19 protein-coding genes, 2 tRNA genes and 1 riboswitch are annotated in these 23,419 nt (G+C 34.3%); of the genes, 10 read left to right on the top strand and 11 right to left on the bottom strand.

Annotated elements, in window-relative coordinates:
- Positions 1-9: 9 nt before the first annotated feature.
- Positions 10-648 (top strand): bifunctional 2-keto-4-hydroxyglutarate aldolase/2-keto-3-deoxy-6-phosphogluconate aldolase, encoded by a 639-nt coding sequence (locus AB1410_05445; GenBank protein ID MEW6456144.1) that lies wholly within the window; start codon positions 10-12, stop codon positions 646-648.
- Between the two features lie 253 nt (positions 649-901).
- On the opposite strand, the gene AB1410_05440 is transcribed toward AB1410_05445, so the two are convergent.
- Positions 902-1,081 (bottom strand): DUF4143 domain-containing protein, encoded by a 180-nt coding sequence (locus AB1410_05440; GenBank protein ID MEW6456143.1) that lies wholly within the window; start codon positions 1,079-1,081, stop codon positions 902-904.
- Positions 1,082-1,313: 232 nt separating this feature from the next.
- Positions 1,314-1,515, top strand: a riboswitch (cobalamin riboswitch).
- A gap of 69 nt (positions 1,516-1,584) precedes the next feature.
- Between AB1410_05440 and AB1410_05435 the strand changes: the two genes are divergently transcribed.
- The 4 genes from AB1410_05435 to AB1410_05420 are packed head-to-tail and all read left to right on the top strand — an operon-like array spanning position 1,585 to position 6,195.
- On the top strand, positions 1,585-3,417 hold the full coding sequence (locus AB1410_05435; protein ID MEW6456142.1) for a TonB-dependent receptor: 1,833 nt from the start codon (positions 1,585-1,587) through the stop codon (positions 3,415-3,417).
- A complete protein-coding gene (locus tag AB1410_05430) occupies positions 3,405-4,187 on the top strand; it encodes an ABC transporter ATP-binding protein (GenBank protein MEW6456141.1) in 783 nt (260 codons plus the stop codon). The genes AB1410_05435 and AB1410_05430 overlap by 13 nt, the downstream gene beginning before the upstream one ends.
- Positions 4,188-4,220: 33 nt before the next feature.
- Entirely contained in the window at positions 4,221-5,213 is a 993-nt protein-coding gene (locus AB1410_05425; GenBank protein ID MEW6456140.1) for an ABC transporter substrate-binding protein, read from the top strand.
- Positions 5,197-6,195: an iron ABC transporter permease gene (locus tag AB1410_05420; GenBank protein ID MEW6456139.1), complete on the top strand. Its 999-nt coding sequence runs from the start codon at positions 5,197-5,199 to the stop codon at positions 6,193-6,195. The genes AB1410_05425 and AB1410_05420 overlap by 17 nt, the downstream gene beginning before the upstream one ends.
- Before the next feature lie 76 nt (positions 6,196-6,271).
- Here the strand turns inward: AB1410_05420 and asnB are convergent, their stop codons facing one another.
- The 3 genes from asnB to AB1410_05405 all read right to left on the bottom strand — a co-directional run bounded on the left by asnB (position 6,272) and on the right by AB1410_05405 (position 10,562).
- Positions 6,272-8,173: an asparagine synthase (glutamine-hydrolyzing) gene (gene asnB / locus AB1410_05415; protein ID MEW6456138.1), complete on the bottom strand. Its 1,902-nt coding sequence runs from the start codon at positions 8,171-8,173 to the stop codon at positions 6,272-6,274.
- A 1-nt stretch (position 8,174) separates the two neighbouring features.
- Entirely contained in the window at positions 8,175-9,962 is a 1,788-nt protein-coding gene (locus AB1410_05410) for a hypothetical protein (GenBank protein MEW6456137.1), read from the bottom strand.
- 186 nt (positions 9,963-10,148) lie between these two features.
- Complete coding sequence (locus AB1410_05405) at positions 10,149-10,562, bottom strand: hypothetical protein (GenBank protein ID MEW6456136.1); 414 nt, start codon at positions 10,560-10,562, stop codon at positions 10,149-10,151.
- 120 nt (positions 10,563-10,682) lie between these two features.
- On the opposite strand from AB1410_05405, the gene AB1410_05400 reads away from it, so the two are divergent.
- The 4 genes from AB1410_05400 to AB1410_05385 all read left to right on the top strand — a co-directional run bounded on the left by AB1410_05400 (position 10,683) and on the right by AB1410_05385 (position 13,487).
- A complete protein-coding gene (locus AB1410_05400; protein MEW6456135.1) occupies positions 10,683-11,891 on the top strand; it encodes a hypothetical protein in 1,209 nt (402 codons plus the stop codon).
- On the top strand, positions 11,878-13,077 hold the full coding sequence (locus AB1410_05395; GenBank protein MEW6456134.1) for a M14 family metallopeptidase: 1,200 nt from the start codon (positions 11,878-11,880) through the stop codon (positions 13,075-13,077). The genes AB1410_05400 and AB1410_05395 overlap by 14 nt, the downstream gene beginning before the upstream one ends.
- Before the next feature lie 259 nt (positions 13,078-13,336).
- Positions 13,337-13,410: transfer RNA gene (locus AB1410_05390), tRNA-Gln, on the top strand.
- A 1-nt stretch (position 13,411) separates the two neighbouring features.
- A tRNA-Glu gene (locus AB1410_05385) sits at positions 13,412-13,487 on the top strand.
- A gap of 326 nt (positions 13,488-13,813) precedes the next feature.
- Here AB1410_05385 and AB1410_05380 read toward each other — a convergent pair.
- The 7 genes from AB1410_05380 to AB1410_05350 all read right to left on the bottom strand — a co-directional run bounded on the left by AB1410_05380 (position 13,814) and on the right by AB1410_05350 (position 22,422).
- Complete coding sequence (locus tag AB1410_05380) at positions 13,814-14,542, bottom strand: hypothetical protein (protein ID MEW6456133.1); 729 nt, start codon at positions 14,540-14,542, stop codon at positions 13,814-13,816.
- An 8-nt stretch (positions 14,543-14,550) separates the two neighbouring features.
- On the bottom strand, positions 14,551-16,041 hold the full coding sequence (locus tag AB1410_05375; GenBank protein MEW6456132.1) for an O-antigen ligase family protein: 1,491 nt from the start codon (positions 16,039-16,041) through the stop codon (positions 14,551-14,553).
- 278 nt (positions 16,042-16,319) lie between these two features.
- Positions 16,320-16,853 (bottom strand): hypothetical protein, encoded by a 534-nt coding sequence (locus tag AB1410_05370; GenBank protein ID MEW6456131.1) that lies wholly within the window; start codon positions 16,851-16,853, stop codon positions 16,320-16,322.
- Between the two features lie 61 nt (positions 16,854-16,914).
- Entirely contained in the window at positions 16,915-17,715 is an 801-nt protein-coding gene (locus AB1410_05365; protein ID MEW6456130.1) for a CpsB/CapC family capsule biosynthesis tyrosine phosphatase, read from the bottom strand.
- Between the two features lie 24 nt (positions 17,716-17,739).
- The gene (locus AB1410_05360; protein MEW6456129.1) at positions 17,740-20,157 is read right to left on the bottom strand and encodes a polysaccharide biosynthesis tyrosine autokinase; all 2,418 of its coding nucleotides are present in this window, start codon (positions 20,155-20,157) and stop codon (positions 17,740-17,742) included.
- A 49-nt stretch (positions 20,158-20,206) separates the two neighbouring features.
- Positions 20,207-21,085: a polysaccharide biosynthesis/export family protein gene (locus tag AB1410_05355; GenBank protein MEW6456128.1), complete on the bottom strand. Its 879-nt coding sequence runs from the start codon at positions 21,083-21,085 to the stop codon at positions 20,207-20,209.
- Between the two features lie 38 nt (positions 21,086-21,123).
- The gene (locus AB1410_05350; GenBank protein ID MEW6456127.1) at positions 21,124-22,422 is read right to left on the bottom strand and encodes an outer membrane beta-barrel protein; all 1,299 of its coding nucleotides are present in this window, start codon (positions 22,420-22,422) and stop codon (positions 21,124-21,126) included.
- 130 nt (positions 22,423-22,552) lie between these two features.
- Between AB1410_05350 and AB1410_05345 the strand changes: the two genes are divergently transcribed.
- Positions 22,553-23,254, top strand: a complete 702-nt coding sequence (locus AB1410_05345) for an XRE family transcriptional regulator (protein ID MEW6456126.1) — start codon at positions 22,553-22,555, stop codon at positions 23,252-23,254.
- Positions 23,255-23,419 lie beyond the last annotated feature (165 nt).

Raw genomic sequence — 23,419 nt, 5'->3', positions numbered from 1 at the left:
GAGGTGTCCATGTCAAAAGAAAAAGTTTTAAATACAATATTTCAAACAAAAGTTATAGCTGTTATTCGAATGTCCGATTCTGAAAAATTGTTGAAAGTGATCGAAGCTGTTCAAGCTGGGGGTGTTAGAGCAATTGAAATTACCATGACCACTCCTGATGCTATTGACGTGATTAAAGCCATGGCAAAAAATAAACCTCAGGATGTTGTCATAGGTGCTGGAAGTGTTCTCGATTCTGAAACTGCACGAATAGCCATTCTCTCAGGTGCCGAATTTGTTGTTTCGCCTGTTACAAATTACGAAATGATTAAAGTTTGCAATCGTTATACTATTCCAGTTTTTCCTGGAGCTTTCACTCCAACAGAGATTGTTTCAGCCTGGCAAATAGGTGCTGACATTGTGAAAGTCTTTCCAGCAACCTCGATCGGACCCACATATTTTAAGGATATAAAAGGACCTTTACCTCACATAAAAATAATGCCCACTGGAGGAGTAAACCTCGATAATGCAAAGGATTTTATTATGAACGGAGCCTGCTGTGTGGGAATCGGAACTGCTCTACTTGACAAAAAAGCAATTGAAACAAATGATTGGAATACCTTAACGGAAAATGCCAAAAAACTCATAGCTTCTCTGGCCAATATTTAAAAATCTACTGCATAAAACCATACTCGATGTTTTATAACTCTCTGTAATTTTTTGAGACGATTTTAAATTCTTCTAAATTTAATTCATTAGCCATCTCTTTTAGTCTCTTTATATCAAATTCATTCAGATTTAATACAAACGCATTAAATAAATTGTAGGGCAACCCTTTAGAGCCTGCCCCGAACTTGATTCGGGGGTTGCTTAATGCAAGGCTAAAGCCTTGCCCTACATGTAACAATATTTTATGCGTTTGCTATAGTTTAACTTCATATGCCTTTTTCTTATCCAGGATGAAGTCAATCTCAGTCCCGCTTTTTCTCTGATAGTAATTGAGTTCGCCCTTCATTCTGAGATCCTGAAAAATACTGTTTTCGAAAATTCTACCCGTGTCCAATTTAGTAAAATGATTTGCAAAGCCAGTGTCACATAACATCAGATCACGAATCACTTCATATAAAGGAGAAATAGCGTTAAAGATATTCCGGGTGATATCTTGAGCATTTTCGGGTATTTTTAAAGAACTTCCTTTAAAAAGAAGAAATTCTTGAAAACTTAAAGGAAAGAGTTCAAAAATGTACTTTCTCCCTGCGAATGACTCTGTGAAATTGAACTCTTTTAATTTATTTAAAAAAAATTTAATTTGACATAAAAATTTTTTTGAAATAATATTTCATTTCCAGTTAATTGTTAGCTGGAATTCCTGGGGCATAAGTGTCAAGGGAAGGTGGTTTTAAATCCACCACAGCCCCCGCTACTGTGATTGGGGACTCAGCCCTAAAAGCCACTGTTCTCTGATGAAGAGAATGGGAAGGCAGGGCTGGGGGTGATCCAAGAGTCAGGAGACCTACTTAGCCCTGAGAAAGAATTCTCTCTTCGGAGGGAAGAGGGTTCAAAAAAATTGAGGAAAAAATTAAAAATTTATCGCAGGAGGAATAAATGCAAAAGATTATCTTAATGTTTGTTTTGTGTTTTACAGCGGTTTTATTTAGCTTTTCAGATGAAAAAAAGAAAGAGGAGGAATTCAAAATTTATGAAAAAGTAATCGTAACTGCAAACAGGTACGAGGAAAAACTCAAAGAAGTATCGACTTCATACACTCTTATTACAAAAGAAGATATTGAAAAAATGGGGTTTAAAACCCTGAACGAAATTTTAAACTTTATGCCAGGAGCAAATGTTTTTCAAAATGGATCCACAGGTCATTTTTCGTCGCTATTCTTAAGAGGTTCCAGCTCAAATCACAATCTTGTGATGCTCGATGGAATTCCGATTATTGACTGGTCTTCCTATTCCTATGACTTCTCCCAGATTCCCCTCCACAATGTTGAAAGGATAGAAATAATAAAAGGTCCTCAGAGCACTCTATGGGGGTCAAGGGCGATGGGAGGAGTTATAAATTTAATAACAAAAAAACCTGATAAATTTCTGAGCCTGGAATTAAACAGCGGGTCTGATGGCACAATTAACGGAATAGCATCTGTATCAAGAAAATTCAAACATACAGATTTTTCAATTTTTTCTTATTACTGGAAAAGCAACGGAGAAATAGAAAATGATGGATTCAGAGCATTTGATTTATCCGGAAAAGGTGAAATTTTCTTCAGCGAAAAAACGAATCTGGCTATATTTTTAAGGTCATATAATTCGATGACAGAAATTCCTTTTTCAATGGGCTTTCCTTCTCCCATGAGGAATAACAGAGTAAAAGAAAATTTTGTATCGATTCCTTTCACAAGGAAATCTGAAAAATCACACTTCTCTATAAACCTTTCCTATTTCGATAGAAACTATCAGTTCAATGATCCCCAGGATTTCTTTGGCTACACTTATTCAAAAACTGATTCTTCTCTTTTAAGATTAAACCTTCAACAGGATTTAATTTACAACAAAAGTAATATATTGAGCTTTGGAGGAGAAATTGAAGAATCTCGAGTCTCTGATGAAAATTCTTTTGGAGAAAACTTTAAGAGCCTCCGTATCTCAAATAAATCTCTTTTTATACAGAATCAATTTAAATCAATGAAGAACTTCGTATTGACAGCAGGAGTAAGATATGACAGCAACAATCAATTTGGAGAATACATATCTCCAAGAATTACGGGTTGCTATTTTATTCCTTATGGAAATGTAAAGATCAAATCGTCATGGGGAAAAGGCTTCAGAGCTCCGATTCCAATCGAATATGCAGGACCTTTTGGAAATTCAGAATTAAAGCCAGAGACGGCAACAAGCTGGGAGATCGGAGTTGAAAAAAACTTCTTGGAAGGAAGAATAATTTCAGGAGTAACATATTTCAAATCCGATTATAAAAATCTCATAGTTTTTGATTTCTTTAAATACAGGATGGAAAATTTAGCTAAATTTGGTTCAAAAGGATATGAATTTTCACTCCTCCTTTATCCGGTAAGAGAAATAAATTTAAATTTTAACTACACCGGACTCATACTTTCCGAAGGGAAGGGACAACCCTTGCTAAGAAGAACGAAAGATACATGGAGTTCTTCCTTGAATTTTCTTATTCGAGAAAAAATAAACCTTAATTTAAATTTCATCTATGTGGGAAATAGAAAAGATCTCGATGAAAGATATTTCTCAATAGTGGACAATCCTCCATTCAATCGGATAAATGCAAACATCAGAATAGATTTAAAGGATGGATTTTTCTTTACAATCAGGATAAGTAATTTGTTGAACAGGTCCTATGAAGAAATCTATGGATACCCATCTCCTGATAGGGGAATCCTTGTGGGTCTGCAATGGAAAAAATAGGAGAAATTTTAAGAGTCCATAATCTTTCTGCGGGATATGATGCTATTTTTAAAATAAAAAATATTTCGTTTTCTCTATATGAAGGAGATTTTCTCGCTATTCTCGGAAAAAATGGCTCAGGAAAAACAACGCTTTTAAAGGCAATATTGGGCTTTGTTCCAAAAGTTGCTGGAGAGGTTATTGTTGAGGGAAAGAGTGTATCTTCACTCTCACAAAAAAAAATTGCAAAAATTATCTCCTATGTTCCCCAGATGAATTTCACGCCATTTCCTTTCACAGTGAAAGAAATAGTTGAGATGGGAAGATATCCATACAAGGGAAGATTTGAGAAAAACTCGGATGAGACTGTTTTTGAAGCAATGGAAATCACAAAAGTTTTAGATTTTAAAGACCGAAAAATCCTTGAATTAAGTTCTGGAGAAATTCAGAGAGTTTTCATTGCAAAAGCCCTTGCCCAGGACACGCCGATAATTTTTCTGGATGAGCCGAGTTCTCATCTTGATATTAACTTTCAGATTGAGGTTTATGAGATTTTAGAAGAATTAGTTAAAAAAAAGAAAAAAACTCTTCTTGTAACAGAACACAATCTGAATCTGGCTTCTCTTTATTCAAAAAAAATATTATTCCTTGTGGAGGGAAAGATATTCAAGAATGGCAAAGTTTCTGAAATGCTCGAAAGGGAAAACATAAAAAAAGTATACGATGCAGAAGTTAAAATTCTAAAAGAATCTCCTGATTCTCCTCCACTCATTTTTCCTGAAAAAAGGTGAGATGAATAACTGAGTGGCTTTGAAAGAATTTAAATGAGAAAGAACCAAAAAATATTAGCTATTCTCTTTTCCTTACTTATTGTATCTTTTATATCTTTAATAGTTCTCTATCGGGGTGGGCGCTGTCCAATAAATATATTTATAAACAAACAACCTATAAAACAAGTCAAATTAAATTTATCTTCTTCAGGAAAAAATGAGATAAAAGAATTTACTGATGACCTGAATAACAGAATTTCAATAAAATATCCTCCTCAAAGAATAGTTTCTCTCGCTCCTAACATCACCGAGATACTTTTTTCTCTTGGTCTGGAAAACAGGGTAGCTGGCGTCACAAGGTTCTGTAATTTTCCTGAGAAAGCTAAACAAAAAGAAATTGTTGGGGGAATTCTTGATTTGAATTTTGAAAAAATTCTTTCGTTAAACCCTGATTTAGTAATTGGAACCAGAGGGAATTCCCTTCAGGCAATACACAGGTTGAAAAAGCTTAAAGTAAATATCTTTGCCATAAACTTCAAAGAAAGCCTGGAGGATTTATTCAGAATGATAATAAAAATTTCTGAAATAACAGGAAAAAAGGAAGATGGAATCGAGTTTGTCAAAAGAATTAAAAATGATATAAAAAAGCTTAAAAATGAATTTAAAATAAAATCATCCCCAAAGGCCTTTGTTTGTCTCGATGGAAAGGAACTCTGGACAGCTGGGAAAAACACAATCATAAATGAACTTATACAAAAAGCCGGAGGTATAAACATCTCCTCAGTAAATTCATTCTGGTTTAAAATGAGTAAAGAAGAATTTCTATCAAAAAATCCGGATATAATTTTCATGATGAGTAAAGATGAAAATGATTATCACAGACAACTTATAGAGCTTAAACAAATTCCAGGAATTGAACTCATCAGCGCGATAAAGGATAGAAAGGTTTTTTATCTCAATGAGGATCTAGTCTCAAGACCAGGGCCGAGGATTGTAGAGGCTTTTGAAGAAATTATAAAAGGGATGACTGATGCTGAAAAAAAATAGAGAATTGATATTTTCTTTTACAATATTTTTGATGTTGTTATTTTCCCTGTTTATCTCAACATTTTCAGGAACAGTAGAAATTTCTCCGAAAGAAATCCTTTCAGGAAAAATATTTGACGATGAAGTCAAAAAAACCATACTTTTTGAATTAAGAATTCCACGGATAATAATTGCTTTTCTTGTAGGAGCATCTCTTTCCATTTCAGGGGCAATTCTCCAGGCTTTTTTCGGAAATCCTTTAGCAGAGCCATACATAATTGGCGTTTCCTCTGGATCTTCGTTTGGGGCTGTTCTCAGTACTTTTATAGGCATAAATTTATCTCTTCTTGGAATGAGCTCTCAGGCATTTTTCTCATTTTTTTTCGGCCTTGTAACTGTTTTAGCTGTATATTCCATTTCATACTTTCGAGGTGAACCAAAGCCCGTAACTTTACTTTTGATCGGAATAATAATTGGCTCAATCACATCGTCCCTCACGAGCATAATTTTAATTTTCAAACAGGAAAATCTGCAAAGCTTTATATTCTGGATGCTTGGAAGTTTTTCGGGTTCTGACTGGAAAAAAGTTTTTAATTTCTTCCCGTATTTTGTTTTCTTTTTTTCTCTTAGTGTTTTTTTCTCAAAAGATTTAAACTTGCTTGTTATGGGAGATGAGATGGCAAAATCAACAGGATTGAATGTAAAGTTTCTAAGAAGAATTAGTTTAATCATAGCAACTTTTCTCACTTCTTTCTCAGTTTCTATAGCCGGGATCATCGGCTTTGTGGGATTGATAATTCCCCATGCAGTTAGGGTTATATTAGGCTCTGACCATCGCAAAGTTCTTCCATACTCGTGCTTTTTAGGAGGAGTTTATCTAATCTATGCGGATTTGATCGCAAGAACCATTTATCCTCCTTCAGAAATTCCAGTTGGTGTTATTACCTCCCTTATAGGAGCTCCTATCTTCCTTTATCTTCTAAAATCCTCCTCTAAACATTAAAGAAAATATATAAGTGAGATGGAAGGGTGGCCTTAAAAAATATACTAAATTTTATTCTACAAAAAATTTTATTTATTTATAAAATTAGGTATTTTTCTTTCCAGTACTGGTAGAAGAGAAGAGCCCAGAGTCTGTGGCTGTGGTTTTCTATTCCGTTTATATGTTCATCTTTCATTCTTTTGATTTCATTGTAGTTAAAGAAACCTTCCTGAGTTATTCTTCTCTCGGAAAGATACTCTTCCATTAAATCCCTCAGCTCATTCTTCAGCCAGTTTTTTATCGGAATGCTGAAGCCTTCTTTCTGTCTGTAAATTATCTCCTTTGGAAGATATTTTTCCATGGCTTTTTTAAAAATCCATTTTGTTTCTAATCCTTTAACCTTTAGATTTCCTTTCAAAGAAAAAACAAACTCTACAAGTTTATGGTCTAAAAGGGGAGCTCTTGCCTCAAGGGATTCTGCCATAGACATTCTATCAACTTTTACCATGATGTCATCCGGAAGATAAGTTTTAAAATCGAGGAAAAGCTCTCCATTTACAGAATCCCAGTTATTCATTTCTTTATATACATTTGAAAATGGGAATGTCTCATAAATTTTTGAAATTTTTACAAGCTCTTTTTTGAACCTCTCCGTGTAAAGATTTTCTTTTAATTTCGAATCTAAAAATATCATCCATCGAAAATGCCTGAGTTCATCATCAGAATTCATTCCCTCTGAAAATCTTTTGAACTTGTTGGTAAGTCCTTTTTTTAACTCAGTGGGAGGTAAAAAGCCTGATAAGAATGGAAATAATTTATGAAAAGGTTTAAATGGAATCTTTCTTGTAATCGATTCTATTTTCTGAGCAACGTAATGTTCATAGCCACCAAAGAGTTCATCCCCTCCATCTCCTGAAAGGATTACTGTTACATATTTCCTTGCCATTTTGGAAACTAAATATGTGGGAAATATGGAGAAATCTCCTAAAGGTTCGTCTAAAAAATTTATAAGCTTCTCTATGAGTTCTACAGCTTTTGGCTCAAGGATAAACTCTTCATGGTCTGTGTGGAATAGAGAAGATATTTTTCTTGCATATTCAATTTCGCTGTAGGAGGATTCCTTGAAACCGATTGAAAAAGTCTTAATCGGATATGCTCCAAGCTGATACATCATCGCAACAACAGAGGATGAGTCAATTCCACCACTCAAAAAAGCTCCAAGCGGAACATCAGAAATCAACCTCAATCTTACTGATTCTTTAAGTATCTCAACCAACTTAGTTTTTACATCCTCTAAATTTTCAAATTCATTCTCTGGGAGGGAATTCAATTTCCAGTATTTTTTAATTTTTAATCCTTCTTTCGAAAAAGTTAACATATGTCCTGGCTCAAGTTTTTTTATATATTTAAATATCGAAAGGGGTGATGGTATATATTCGAGGGTCAGAAAAAGGTCAAGAGCATTTAAATCCAAATCCTTTTTTACCTCCTCTGATGTGAGAATCGTTTTTATTTCAGACCCAAAAAGAAGTGTGCCATTATTCAGCAGCGTGTAATAAAGAGGTTTTTTCCCTACTCTATCCCTTGCAAGAATCAACTTTCTTTTTTCAGAATCCCAGAGAGAGATTGCAAACATCCCCCTTAATTTTTCTAAAAATTCTTCTCCATACTCTTCATAGGAATGAACGATTGTCTCTGTGTCAGATTTTGTTGAGAAAACATGTCCTTTCTTTATAAGTTCATCCCTGAGTTCCAAGAAATTATAAATTTCACCGTTAAATGAAACCCATATTTTTTTATTCTCATTCGATAATGGCTGATGACCTGTGACAAGGTCAATTATTTTTAGCCTTCTTGTTCCTAACGCAACTCCATATCCTGAATAGAACCCTTCATCATCCGGACCTCTATGTATGATCGTGTCTGTCATTTTTTTGATAGTTTCTTGAGAAAAAGGTTCTTTACGATTTATGTTGCAGATTCCCGCTATTCCACACATATCAATAGACTTCGATTCTCACATACACGCCCATAAATCTTTTATCAACATTTCTGTGATCGATGAAATAGGGGATCTCGCCTTTTTGAGAATATATTTTTATATGGTATAGAAAATGTTTTTTGAACGGAAACCCATCTATCGCAGGGAAATGTTCTTCGATTACCTGGGAAGACCTGAGTATGTATTTTTTTGAGATTCCATCCACTTTAATTTTTACCCTGTTGTTGTTTACTCTGTTGTTTGTTAAATAAATTTTTATTCCCTTTAGTTTTTTTGGCGACTCTAAAATCATTTCGAGCTCTGAACTTCCCACAGTCCAGAATGACATCCCCTCTTTTGCATGGAAATTGTCATCCAGATAATAAAGCCAGTATTGAATCGGGTCTCCAAAAGGAACTCTAAATGCTCTTGGGTTAGTGTTTGTGGAAAAATTCTCGACGAGAGTTTTCTCTGGAGGGAAAAGCTTAAACGGATAGTTTTTTGCATGGGTTCCTGGATAAGAGCTTGAGAAAATCGGGTTCAGGAAAATCTGGCCAAGAAAAAACAAGGAAATCAGCCATTCTGATGCGATTGATTTTATTTTTTTTGTTTCGCTTAGGAAAAAGAAAAGAGGATATAAGTTCATAAAATATCTATTGCCAAGAGTTCCCCCTCCTCCATAATAATTATCAGGGATTAGCACGATGTATAAAAAAATTTCTACAAAAATTGTAATCACAAGACATGTTTCCCAAATTCTTTTTTTATGTGTGATGAAAAGAATTAGAGAAAGGAAGGCTGGAAAATAGTAAAGAGCAATCCCTGAGAATCTCCCAAAAAAGAAATAAAAAAAATTCCAGATTACAGTTTTTGGAGAAATATGAAATCTCTGCCAGTAATCTTCAGATGTGTGTAAGATTCCTATGTTATCAAATGTCGTTTCCGGGTCTTCAAAAGGAAACCTGAAGTAAAAAGTTTTTCTTTCTCCTCCCATGTAATTAGGGTCACCTGTGAGAATAAAGTTTGTCCCAAAAAAGATTCCTATTGTAATCAGGAAGAAAACACCAATTAGTAAAATCTTTAAAAATTTTTTATTAAATAAATAATAAAGTCCGATTGGCAAAAGAATGATAGCATTCGGAAGTTTTGAAAATGTAGCCACTCCGATCAATATTGCTGAAATTAAATCAGAGTATTTTCCATAGGTTAGATTCTGAAAAAAATTCAAATTTTTTTCAGAAAAACCTTCTTCCTCTTTCTTTTTGATCTTATAAAGCCAGAAAAAAACTGCAAAAAAAACTATCGCAAAGTTGAAAAATTCCGGAGTTATCCAGAAAAAGAATATCCAGGTGATTGATGCAAAAAGAAAAGTTACAGGAATGAAGATGTTCAATTTGCTTGAATATTTAAAGAAATGGTATCCCGCAAGAAGGATTAAAAAAATAAGGATTGAATGGAACACGAAGAATCCATGAAATTTAAAGAGTTTTACAAAAGGAGCCACGAATAATGGGTAGGCGAACGACTTAGCGTAGAAGATATCTCCATTTCTTCCCCTTTTTAGAAAAAATCCCTGAGGACCTGTCATAAATCTTTCGTAGATTCTTGCAAGGTCTGCTCTTGTATATTTTAAATCATAATCCTCTGCAATACTTAGAGCCATTGAGTAATAGATTGATTCGTCATCAAAAAAACCTCCTCTTTGAATTCTTGGGATATCGGTGAATAGAGAAAAAGAAAGGAAAAAAATTAAGATAATAAAGAAAATTAATAAGAATTTAACTTTTTCTTTCGTGAAATTTTTCACTGGTTTATATTATGTAATGTAAAAAATTTTTGCAAATAGAAAATTAGGGACATGTCCGAATTTTTTAATAAAGAAAGAGGTCAACCATCCCCTTCGCTCAGAAGATGGTTGACCTCTTAACATTGATACAGTTAATTATGTAATTATGAAAAATTCTGATGAGTTCCTAATTAAAGTAATTGAGGCTTATAAAAATTTAACTCTGATTCTACCTTCAGCCCAGCCACTTTTTTTGAAATTTACGACTGAGACTTTCCAGATCTTTCCCTGTCTTAAGATATAGTCGTCTACATTTAATGATATATGAAGGGGAGAGCGGCCCTCCTTTTTTGCATAGAAAGCTTCTCTTCCAGGACCATCGAGAATGAGGGCTAATTCATCTGCGCTTCCTGACCATGTGGCCTCTATCTCTATTCTGTTGGGATATCTTACAATGAAGGAAAAGACTTCTCTTTCATTATGTTCGGGGCCAACCCTGAAATAGAAATTTCTCGGTTTCTGTTCTCTGTAATCTCTGCTTAAATCTCCTGTTATAATGATGCATGAAGATAAAGAAAACATTAAAACTGCAATCGCTGAAATTATGATCATAGTTCGCATTTTTCCTCCGAGATTCGTATTATAACACAAGTTATAAGTAATCGGTAAGACATTTTTTGATGCTTATAAAGCAAAATAAAATTTTTGAAAAAAATCGCTTGATAATCTATAATTCTCTAAATGAAAAAATATGCATTAATAATTTTTATTCTGACTTTTCCATTGCATTTTACTTTACATGCTCAATCGCCGCCTTTGCAGTATGAAGATGAAGCACCTTTAGGAACATGGAATATATTTGGTTTCTTAAGTGCAAGAAATTTAGGAATGGGAAACACAGCTATAGCAAATTCTTCTGAGTCTTCAGCATCACTTTTTAACCCAGCTCTCCTTGCAAATTTAAAATCTTTTAAAGCTTCCATAACTTTATTTGCCCAGACTTCGGAAATGTTCAGGTATTCTTTGATAAATACTTCATCAATAAGATCCAGTAAGCTTGGCATTTCAATTTTTGATGTGGGATCAGCTGGATTTATATTTCCATACAAAGGCTTCACTTATGGAGTAAACTATTTCTTTTTTGAAAGTTATGAAAGGCCGGATTTTGTAGTCCCATATCCAGGACAGCCATTAAACGGAGAATTTTCTGGTAATGCAAGGGGAATAAATCTTTCGGTTAGCAGAGAAATTATATCTGATTTGAGCCTTGGAATCTCATTCAATTACATCGCTGGTAAAAGATACCTGAAGATCTCTGAAGAATTTGGCAGTGGAACGAGCTACTTTGATGAAAAATCTCATGACTTATACGGTTGGAATTTAGGGATTGGATTTTTCTACAGAACTCCTTTCAATCTCAATGTGGGAGCATCGATAAAATCTCCTCTGAGAATTAAAACCGATTCAGAAATACTGAGAGAGTTTAAATCTCCTGTAATAGAAATCTTCCAGAAGGACACTTCTAAGGATGAGACTAAAAAGCCTTTTCTAGCAGGTTTAGGGTTTTCATACTTTTTGAGAAAAAATATTCTGATTTCATCTGATTTTATTTATTTTCCTTGGAAGAAATATGAATACTTTTATTTTGGAGAAAAAGTTGAGAGAAATTTTAAGAGTGTAATTGAAATATGTATTGGAGGAGAATACAGCTTATTATTTCCAAAGGAGTCCCTGCATTTAAGAATTGGATATTTCTATGACCCACAACCTTTGAGAAAAACTGAGATTAACTACAATAATTTCACTTTTGGAGCAGGGGTTAGTTTGGGAAAGTTCAGGATTGATGGAGCTTACAGTACAGGTTCTGCAACAGATGTGGAGAAAATTTCCAGCAAAAAATTTTTAATTTCTATAGTCTATTTTAGTGGAGTTAACGATGAAAAAGATTAAGATATTTTTATCAACTTTTTTACTAATTCTGGTTTCAGTAATAAGTGTTTATTCAGAAGAAAAGGTAAGAATTATAAGCTTTTATCTGGATAAGATTAAACCAGGGCAGATTTCTTTGCTTTCCCAGCTTGATGTGATTGCAGTGGGTCAGGAAAAAATCTATGCGATTGTTAATCAGGCTGAATTCAGAGCAGTAGTAAAATCAAAATTTTCTTTTAACTATGAATCGATAAGAGCTTTCGATAAAGAGATCGCTCTTCCAAAAAAAGGTCAGAATGGAATGTTCCATTCGTATCGAGAACTTGAGAAAGACATTCATGAACTGGAGAAAAAATATCCTGAGATTTTTAAAGTGACATCAATAGGAACGAGCATTGAAGGAAGGAATATATATGCTATAAAGATAAGCGATAATGTGAGTCAGGATGAAAAGGAGTCTGAAATTTTATTCGTCGGCGCTCATCATGCCAGAGAATGGATATCTGTTGAGGTTCCATATTTGTTGGCTCATTACCTCAGCCAGGAATATTCATCGAACCCTGAGATAAAAAAAATTGTTGATAGTTCTGAAGTGTGGTTTGTTCCTCTCCTTAACCCGGATGGACTTGAGTATTCGATAAATGTGTATAGATACTGGAGGAAAAATAGACGTGATAACGGAAATGGTACCTTTGGAGTTGATTTAAACAGAAATTATGGATACATGTGGGGAATCGATGATAAAGGCTCCTCTCCTTCTACATACAGTCAGGTTTATCGGGGAAAATATCCTTTCTCAGAACCAGAAACAGCTTTTTTGAGGGATTTTATGAGTCAGAGAAAGTTTGCTGCAGCTGTGAGCTACCATAATTACAGCCAGGTAATTCTGTATCCCTGGGGATATACAAAAATCATATCAAAGGATAGAGATCTGTTTCATTATCTTTCAGGCGAGATGGCGAAACTGATTACGAATGTGAGGGAGAATACTTATGGATACGGTCAGGGTTCACTAATTATGTATCTTACAAATGGAGATTACATAGACTGGGTTTATGGTGTTTTTAACATTCCTTCATTTACGATTGAATTAAACCCGAAGGATTTTATCTCCGGAGGCTTTATCACTCCAGAATCTGAAATATTTCCAGTATTCTGGGAAAACCTTCCAGCAGCTTTGTTTCTCATCAACTGGGCTGTCAAATAAAGCTGCCCATCTAACTCAATTAAAGCCCCTGAATGATAAAATAATATAGTGATGAAGGAATTTGCGTTTTATTCACTCTTTCAGTCAAAAGGGATCAAGGGATTGATCTGAAAATGGAATTTTACATCACAAAAAAATTTGCCTCAGGCTGGCAGACTTTCAAGCTACCCAACTGATTTGATATCATAGAAATTGATTCAGCTCACGTAGGGGCATGAAGTTGACTTTTAGGCTCAGAAATATTAAAAAAAATTATTATTGGGAAGTCGTCCAACGGTAGGACACATGACTCTGGATCATGGAATCGGGGTTCGAATCCCTGCTTCCCAGCCACGGCGCTATCGTCTAGAGGCCTAGGACGGGTGGTTCTCAGCCATCAAACCGGGGTTCGAATCCCCGTAGCGCTGCCATTCTCTTTTAGGACATAATAACTCCTCCTCCTCAATATCTCATCTTTACTATGATTATTTATTTAATTTCATAAGAAGACTATTTTTTAATTCTTTAACAAAAGTTCGATAATTTTTGGGTAAAGAGAAATGCAATTCTTTGTGGAAATTTTATAGTTTATAAATTCTGTATTATTTTATACAAAATATGGAAACTAATACAAACGCATTAAATAAATTGTAGGGCAACCCTTTAGGGTTGCTTAATGCAAGGCTAAAGCCTTGCCCTACATATAACAATATTTTATGCGTTTGCTATATATCAAAGACATATAGTTAATGAGTTTTTAGCCATGTTCTGCGTTACTATTTTTGAAATAGTGGTTTATTTGCAACCATAAAACTTCATTTGTTGAAAGTATTTCTTTCAACTTCTCAGCCTCTCCAAAATTCTCTGTCCATCGATTTTTAATCTGAGGAATAAAATTTTGATTATTCTTCCATATTTTCCACAGTCTTTTAAATACAAATCTTTTCTCTCCATCATTCAGGAAATCCCATTGGGTTAAATAAATATAAATTATATTCAAATTCAAAAACTCATCGGCTGGTTTTAATTCAAGAGCTTTTATAAAATAGAGTTTTGCTTTATCCATATATGTTAGTAAAGGAAAATTATAAAGCATATAAACTTTTCCCATCTCATAATATGAAAATGCATCAGCAGGGTTTCTCTTTATCACCTGAATAAGGCTACCCTTTGCCATATCAAGATAAAAATCTCTTGCCATATCAACATACAAATCTCTCTTCTCCTCTATTCCAGATTCATTCACGACAAGCGCCATCTCAAGATACAATCGAGCCGTCTCTTTATAAAACAAGGGATTCTTTGAAAACCAGAGGGCTTTTTTTAAATTTCCTTCGAGCTCTGAGAAATTTTTTTCAATACTCTTTGCATGCTCCCTTATATCCTTATACTTATAAAAATAGTCATACCCCATATATTCCTTCGAGCCGAGTAGGAAAAGTATTAACACTATCCCAGAGACAACAACTTTTTTAATAATTTTCATTCATTCTTTTACATTTCCCATTTTACATTTCTGGTTCTTATCTTATTTTTGCCATAAGCTATATTTACCATTCTTATTGATAGAGCATAAAGCGTTATAAAATAAACAGCATTCGCTGGGATACGCAAATTAAAATCGGTTATGCTGTGGATAAGAATGGCTACTATACCCAGAATGCAGCCGAGAATAACTCCCTTAATAAAATAATCTCTTCTCTTAACCCATTTCATAAAAAAATATCCAACAGCTCCAAAGGCAAAGAGGATTAAACTTCCACCTCCGATTAATCCACTTTCTGCCAGTAATTCTAAATAATCATTATGGGCATGGTCTGTAATCCCATTGACATAAATTTTTTCATACATCGTGTATGCATACATGTAAGTTCCTGGTCCTGCCCCGAATAATGGAAAATCCTTTATCATGTCTATCGTATTTTTAAAAATAATCGGCCTTCCTTCTCCTGCAACTGATTCCCATGAAAATCTCTCGATTATCGGCTTTATCCCTATTAAAATCACTGAAAATAAAACTGTTAGAAATATAACTCTTACAATCTTTCTGAATCTTTTTTCTCTTGATAATTTTTCCGAGCTATTTCTTCCCCCTATAGAAATCGCAATAATCATCAAAAAAATTGTGATGAAAAATATAAATATTCCTGTCCTGGATCTGGAAAAAAATATTGCAATTCCAATTAATACTGATATCAATCCAAGAATAATAGATTTTTGCAAACGATCCTGGCTGAACCACAATATCTTTTCTCTTAATGATAAGCCTTTTTCCATCACAAAAAAATCTGCCTTGGCAAGCAAATATCCAACACTTATCGGAAAAATCATCTCAAGGAAACCGGAGAAATGGTTTCTATTAATAAAGGTGCCAGTAGCAGAGCCAACATGCCATTTTCTTTTATAGCCAAAAATCCTTTCTGTCCCCCCAAAAAACTCTGTCAACCCATAAAACGACTGGAATATGGCAGCAATTATCATCACTAATACAAAAATCTCAATCTGCTTTTTTGTTCTTATGCATCTTGAAACTAAAAAAGCAAAAAGAAAATAAGAGAGGTATTTAATCAATTCATAAAAAGAAAAAGCTGGCGAAAGGGAAATAGTTTTCCAGCCCATTTTTTCAGATCCTACTAACCCACCAGAAAAGACTCCTTCATAAATTCTAAAAGAATTTTTCGATAATATTTTTAATATAAATTGAGGTAACGGGATTACCTGAATCACACTAACAACAATAAAAATAATCAAAAAGATTTTAAAAATTAGGGACACATCCCATTTTTTTTGTGAGGAAAGGGAATCGTTTGCTTCCTTTCTGCTAAAACTAATTAAAAAAGTAGCCTGTCCCCTTTTCTCCTGCTTTTTTATTGGACTCCTCCATAAAGTTGACAAATATAAAATAAAGAGAATTCCTGTGGTTATTTCAAAAGCAAATATTGCCCACTCGTCAACCGAACCAAAGGGAAGTGGCAAAAATATCAAGGTTGCACATAACCCCCAAAAAATTATCTTATTTATGCTCAGCGGCATTTTTTATTTGAACCATTAAGTTGTTTATATATTAGAATAGTTAAATTTTTTTAATAAAATTAGAATGTAGATTTATTTTTTAAAACTGTTCAACCCTATAACTTACTAACTAATACAAACGCAATATATAATTTGTAGGGCAACCCTTTAGGGTTGCTTGATGCAAGGCTAAAGCCTTGCCCTACATGTAAAAATATTTTGTGCGTTTGTATTATTCTACCTTTATTTTACTATTTCTTTGATGGAGAGATTACTTCTAATTCTACTAAAAGTTTATAAGTACCGTAAATCACAGCAGCACTTGCAGCAATTAAAATTACAATTCCCAATGGAGTTTTGAAGAAAGGCTTCTTTTCTGGATCTCCTGCTTTCCCCCCAATAGATGAAGCAACCCCTGGTTTCAATGCAAAGGATAATTTTGCAATTTCATTTGCTTTCATTAATATAAAATATTCAAAGTTGAAATCACCCTCTTTCGTTGTAATCCCGAGTATATACCTTCCTTCTTCGATGTTTGTGATTTTATACAGCCCATTCTGATCAGTGGGAGCGCTCTCGAACTCTTTTCCGTCCTTGATATTTCTTATCTTTACAATAGCATTTTCAACTGGTGTTTTCATGTCATCTCCATAAACAAACCCAATCATCGAACCTGTGGCAGCTGGTACCTGTGCTAATGCTTCAACAGGGATGAACATAAATAGAAAAGTACTAATCACCCCTAAGGCTAATGCCTTAGACCTAAAAATCTTTTCCCTTAACATTTTTTTTACCTCCTAATTTATCATTTATTTTAAAACCTAATTTTTCTTCCTAACATGAATGTTAAAAAATTAGAACATTTTTCCTCAAGAATTTAGGCACTGTAATTCGCCAACTCTTTCCTTTGACTGGATTTACAGGATCTCCATAATCAGGAATTTCTTTATTATCAAGTATTGCTTGTGGAATTGATGTGACCATAGCCAATGCCTTCTCCTCTCCTACAACTTTCGCAGCCTCTTCCACTCCTTTGCTCAGCCTTGGCGGCCTTCTCTCTGAATCATGAGCATCTGAAGCTATAATATGAACAAGATTGCTCACCATAAGTAGTTTTGCGAATTTTTTTATTTCCGAACCGAAACCTCCGATTATGCTTTTTGCTGTAACCTGAGCCAGACTCCCCATCTCAATCAACTCAAATAGTAAATCTGGCCTCTCCATGAAAACGCTATTTCTCTCCGGATGACTTATTATCGGAGTAAATCCTCCAAGCATAATGTTAAAAAATAAATCCTTTACCCCTGGAAGAATGTAATCCGAGGGAAATTCTACGAAAATATAATTTGATAAATTTATCGTAAAATCATTCTTTCTTATGTTTTCAACCATCTCATGATGCACAAAAACCTCAGCTCCTTTAAAAAATTCAACAGGAATTTTTTTTGTAATTTCTTTAAATTCTGTCATCCTATCCTCAAGTATCTTTAAATTATCATCGTATTTATTCAAACGATACAGATGGGGAGTAAATACAATTTTTCTTATTCCATCCTCATAAGCTATTTCACACATCTTTAAAGTTTCATCCCAGTTTGCTGCCCCGTCATCCCAATCAGGCAATAAATGAGCATGAAGGTCGATCATTAGTCTTAAATTTACAGTCTATCTTTACTGTTCTCCATAATACTGGTAATAATAATGCTTGTAGTAATATTCATGTTCGCGAATTTTGATATTGTTAATGATAACGCCTAAAGTCTTTAATTTAAGCAAATCGAGCTTTTCTTTTGCTTGCTTCAGGGCATCACGGGAGGTTTTTCCTCCCCATACAATGAGGATTACTCCATCAACATGGGATCCTATCACCATTGCATCAGAGACTGCAAGAATCGGCGGTGTATCAAATAATATGTAATTGAATGATTGCTTCAAACTCTCAATCAGGTTTGCCATTTTTTCAGAGCCGAGAAGTTCTGCGGGGTTTGGTGGAACTGGACCTGAGTTAATAAGAAATAGATTTGGAATTTCAGTATGTTTGATTAAGTCCTTCATCTCAACATTCATAGTCAGGTAATTTGTTAATCCATCGATATTCTTTATTTTGAATATCTTGTGCTGCCTTGGCTTTCTTAAATCTGAATCCACTATCAAAACTTTCTTCTCTGTTTGAGCAAGAGTAATCGCTAAATTACAAATGGTAGCAGTTTTTCCTTCTTGTGGTAGAGGACTTGAAATTACTAATGACTTCAAATTTTTATCAGTTGTAGATAAAAGCAGCGCTGTTCTTATTGAGCGATAACTTTCTGAGAAATTTGATTTTGGCGAAAAATAAGTTATAAGCTCAATCGACCTAATCTCCGGAATCTCTTTTACTCCTTTCCCTCCTAACTCTTCACTCCTTACTGTTTTCTCCGTCTCAACATGTAAACGTTCAAACATGCCGACTTCTTTAAACAATGGAGAGTCCATTCTCTCTTGCTTTCCAACCGAGTGACTGTCCAATTGTGAAACCGGGTAACTTTTATCCTTCGAGTCTTCAACTGATTCTTTCCCTCCAATCTTTATCCTTATTCCTCCCCCCTCATCTTTCTCTTCCTCTGACTTTTGAGCTTCGAGCTTTGATTTTGACCTTCTTTTCTTGTGCCCGTATCCATATCCATAACTTTTCTTAAATCCATCAGGACTAAATGTCATAACAACTCCTAAAGAAGGAAGACCTGCATATCTTTCAATATCCTCAGAGCTCTTCACTGAATTATCTAAATACTCGAAGAAAAACGCTAACCCTATTCCTATAAACAACCCAATTATTAGAGCCAGCATCATGTTAAGCCTTTTCTTTGGGCTCGATGGATAAAGAGGAATCTCTGCTCTATCCACAATCTTTATGTTCGATGTTCTCAATCCTCTTAATCTTGCAGAGACTCCAGTCTCACTCTGTCTCCTCAGCAAAGATTCAAGTAAATTCTTCTTATTTTCTATCTCAATCTTCAAACTATTGTACAAGATAGCATTGCTGTTTAACTGGATAGCCTCCTGCTTCTGCTTGTTAAAAACCTCCTCTAAAGATTTCTCCTTCTTCAGCGCAGCCTGATAATCTGAGTAAGCTCCTTTAATCAAATTCTGGGTTTCGCTCTCAAGGGATTTCTTAGCGCTCTCTAACTCTGCCTTTAACCTCTGCATCTCAGGATAATCAGGTTTGAATGTCTCCTGCTTTTTCATGTACTCCCTGCTCAGCTTCACATAGTCTTCCCTTAACCTCTGGATAAGCGGATTTGTCAAGGCTTCTGGAATATAATCAGAAGATGCGATTTTTATCTCATTATAATAAGCTTCCTTTCTTACTCTATCGATCTGGGCTTCTGTTAAAGCACTGTTTAATTCACCAAGTTTCTCAATTATCGTTGTCTCTTTTTCACTCAATGGGATGATGTTTTTCTTTGCTCCATACTCTTGGAGTTCTCTCTGTTTCTGTTCAATTTCAGCTCTTTGGCTTGCAATTTGAGACGTCAGAAATTCTGTTGCCTGTTCAGTTGCTTCATATTTGGTTTCAATATTCATTTCTATGAATGAATCAAAAAGAGCATTTACTGCATTTGCCGCAAGTTTTGGGTCATGAGATTTATAATTTATTTCAATCAGTCTTGTTTGTCTCATTGGCTTTACATCAAGTCTTCCTAAGAATGAATCAATTAGAGAACTTCTGAAAACCGGGTCAGACTTATCAACAGGTTTTTTTCTCTTCCCTGGTTTTCCTATAAACTCCTCATTTTCATAAAGCTTCAATCTCTCAACAACTTTGTCTGCAAGAGTCCTGCTCTGTAATAATTTATATTGAGTTTGATAGTAATCATCCCTGTAAGTTTCAATCTGGAATATCTCTTCAAATGTGAAGATATTTGGTTCTTTCTCAATCAAAAGACTTCCCCTTGCAATGTAAGTGGGATTTGCAGTAAAAGTCATAATCATAACAGTTGCAACTAAAACCAGAGTAAAAGTTATAATAGTCCATTTCCTCTTCCACACCACATTCCAGTAATCCCGAAGATTTATTTCTGTCTCGTCAAATCTATCATAATTATCCATATCTCCTTCCCTCCTTCCTTTTATTTATCATCATGCTTTGCAATTCATGTTAGAATATTGATTCTGGGACATATACAACATCTCCCTCTTGTAGTTGTATATCTGGCTTTTTTCCCTTAATTATATCCTTGAGATCCACTTTAATTTTTATCTCTTTTCCATGCTTTCCTTTTCTTTTTATCACAATACCGGATTTCGAGGCTCTGTCAGTTGTTCCTCCTGCCTGGGCAATCGCTTGAAGTAAAGTAATCTTTTTCGACATCTTTACTTCCAATGCACCTGGCTTATTAACTTCTCCAAAGACATAAACATGAATAATTTTATCCATAGGCACATTTATTACATCATTTGGTTGAAGGGGAATATTGAGTTTTTGATTTCCATTGATTAATAAATCCTCTAAATCAATTGAAATTTTTGTGGTAATTCCATTCTTTTCTTCCCGTAACACAAACAATTCGTTTGCTGCTTTTTCAGTAAATCCTCCTGCCTGAGAAATTATTTGAAGAAGAGTCTGCCTTCCTATTAACTCATACATCCCTGGTTTCTCAACTGCTCCAATCACAGCAACACGCTTGCTCTGATATTCTTTTATAAAAACAGAGACCTGTGCATTTTTTAGATATTTTTCCTCTAAAAGATCAGCAAGTTTTTTCTCCATACTATCCTTTGTCAAACCTCCAACCATCACTCTTCCAAGTAAAGGAATTGTAATTGAACCATCCTCTGATACTCTAACAATTTGATTTAATTCAGGGAGCTCGAATACTTTAATTTCAAGTAAATCTTTCGGTCCAATCGTATACTCCTTTACAAAAATATCCTGTTCTTCTTGAGAAAGCAGGGTTAGAACATTAAAAAATATAAATATAAACACAAAAACAAAAATAGCAGATAGGCTAAAGCGTAAAATGTTTATGTATCTCATCTCAATATAGTTCTTTATCTGTCTTAATTCACAGCCATTCAAAAATTATATGTAAGGTTTGCTCCTACAAAAAGCTTTTCATCATCCTCCCAGTCCAGATTTGAATCTCTTATCCATTTACTTAAAGTGACTCCAATCCCCAGCTCCCTCTTTATCCTGAAATAAATTCCCACCGAATGAATTTTATAATCATCCTCTCTTTTTTGCCACAGGCTATGAGCTATGAGCTCTCTTTCTATCTGGGGATAAGTATTTCTCCCTAAGCTGTAGTCATAATCTATTCTGATATTTCTAAATAAATACACCGATGCTCCACTTCCATACCTATTCTCAAGAAAATAAATATTGTCATACCATAATGAAAACTGAATATCCCTTCTGTATAATGCTCTCAAAGCAAAAAACCTCAATAACCGCAGATCCATACTGGTGTTTCCAACAATTCCCCTATAATCTTTTCTTTCAGGAATCAAAGAATCAAAGAATTTATAACCAAGATTTATCCTTCCTCTTATTGCTCCAAAGGGTGAAAACTCAAACCCTCCATAAATTGCATAGCTTTTAGAATTCCTGAAACTCAAAGGATTTTCAAAATTGAAAAATCCATACTCAAAATCTAAAAAAAATTTTGTCCTTGGAAAAAGTTGATAATAACCTGTAAAATTTACATAGTTTTCCTCCCTGTTCAATTGATCTCTTATGTTAAATCTTTCATAGTAAAGATTCTCATAATCATAATTTGCTTTTGTGTACCTTATAGAGAATGAAGTCCTCCTCGCAGTCTGCCATAATACAGAACCTTGAACACTATCCTCTTTTCTCCGCGGCCTTATATCAATCTCTGTATTCCATCTCTCCCTTGCATCAGAGAATCCTCTTCCAAAGGAAAAAAGAAATCTGTTGAAGACAAAATAAACCTCTCCATTAAAGTAATTATTCCATGTCCTCTCTCTCTTTGTTTCCAGGAAATATACATACTGAGGAGACTCATATACCGAAAATAAAATCCTTTTCTTTAAAGGCAAATAGATATAAAAAGCAGGTCCTGTGGTAAAGGTGTAGTCCTTGATTGGGTCATAAGGAGTTCCGTACACATTCGAGTCATAGCCAGCGTTATTTAAAAATAAAATAGTTTTTATCCTGAATGGCCCGATTTTTAGCCTTGCCTCTTTTATCAACCGCTCTAACTCCTCGCCCATCCACGTCCCACCATATAATTCATTTCTCCCATTTAATAAAAAGAATATTATGATAGTTAATACAAAAAAGAATGATTTTTTATTAATTTCTTTGGTTTTTCCTTTTGCTTTACCTATATATTCTGTATTTCTTCTCATTCTTTATTAAAATCCCCCTTCCTCTGCTTATTTTCAGTTTCGTATATTATATAAGACATAATATTATCTTTGTCAAGTATATCTTATTATTCTTGATTATTAAAAAAAACACTTATATTTTTGTAGTGAAATGTTAATCGGAAATTACTTAAGAGAAAAAAGACGAGCTTTGGGCAAATCTCAAGAGGAAGTGGCTGAGAAAGCAGGAATAGAAAGGACTCGCCTTAGTAATATCGAAAATAATAAAGGAGATATAAGATGGTTTACTTTATACAAATTAATTCATGATGGGTTAGGAATGACATTAGAGGAGTTCTTTAAAGAAGATAAGGAACTTAAAGAAATGTATTTTGAAATAACGCCATCTAAAGTTAAAGAATCTTCCAGACAATACTTCACAAAGCAATTCGTGTCCATCCCAGTGGTAGAACCTGTCAACGCGGGGCAGACTGTAATTCTTCCCAATCAGATAATAGACTGGAAAGCCTTCGAATCCCAGTTTATAAAAGATCTGGTAAGTCCTCTGGCATGTCAGATTCTTGGGGACTCCATGTATCCTATCATTCAGGATGGTGATTTAATTTTAATTGATAGAAATCGTTATAAAAGGATGAAACCAGTATTTAAGAAACTCTATTTAATAAACATCCCTGAAAGTTCAGAGGAGAGAGGGATTATGGTTCGGAGAGTGAAAATATCAGAAAGGTTTATCTTTTTAATTCCTGAAAATAGAAGAGGGCACGAAGAAATTATCCTTGAACGACGGAAATTCAGGGATTTATTAAAAATTATTTTAGGTGAGGTTGTATGGATAGGAAGAGAATTAAAATGAAGAAATACAAAATTACTCCCTTGCCTCCACAATCCCTTAAAAGATAAGAACCATAGAACTCTGTAACAAACAATAAAAATATTTCATATGTATTTTTTCATAAAGCAGGGATAAAATTTTATATAATTTTTTAATGGATAATTCGAAGTCGTTACATGTAAACTG

Source organism: Acidobacteriota bacterium (genome assembly GCA_040756905.1).
Classification (GTDB): Bacteria; Acidobacteriota; Aminicenantia; order JBFLYD01; family JBFLYD01; genus JBFLYD01.
This window is presented reverse-complemented; position numbering and strand designations above follow the sequence as displayed.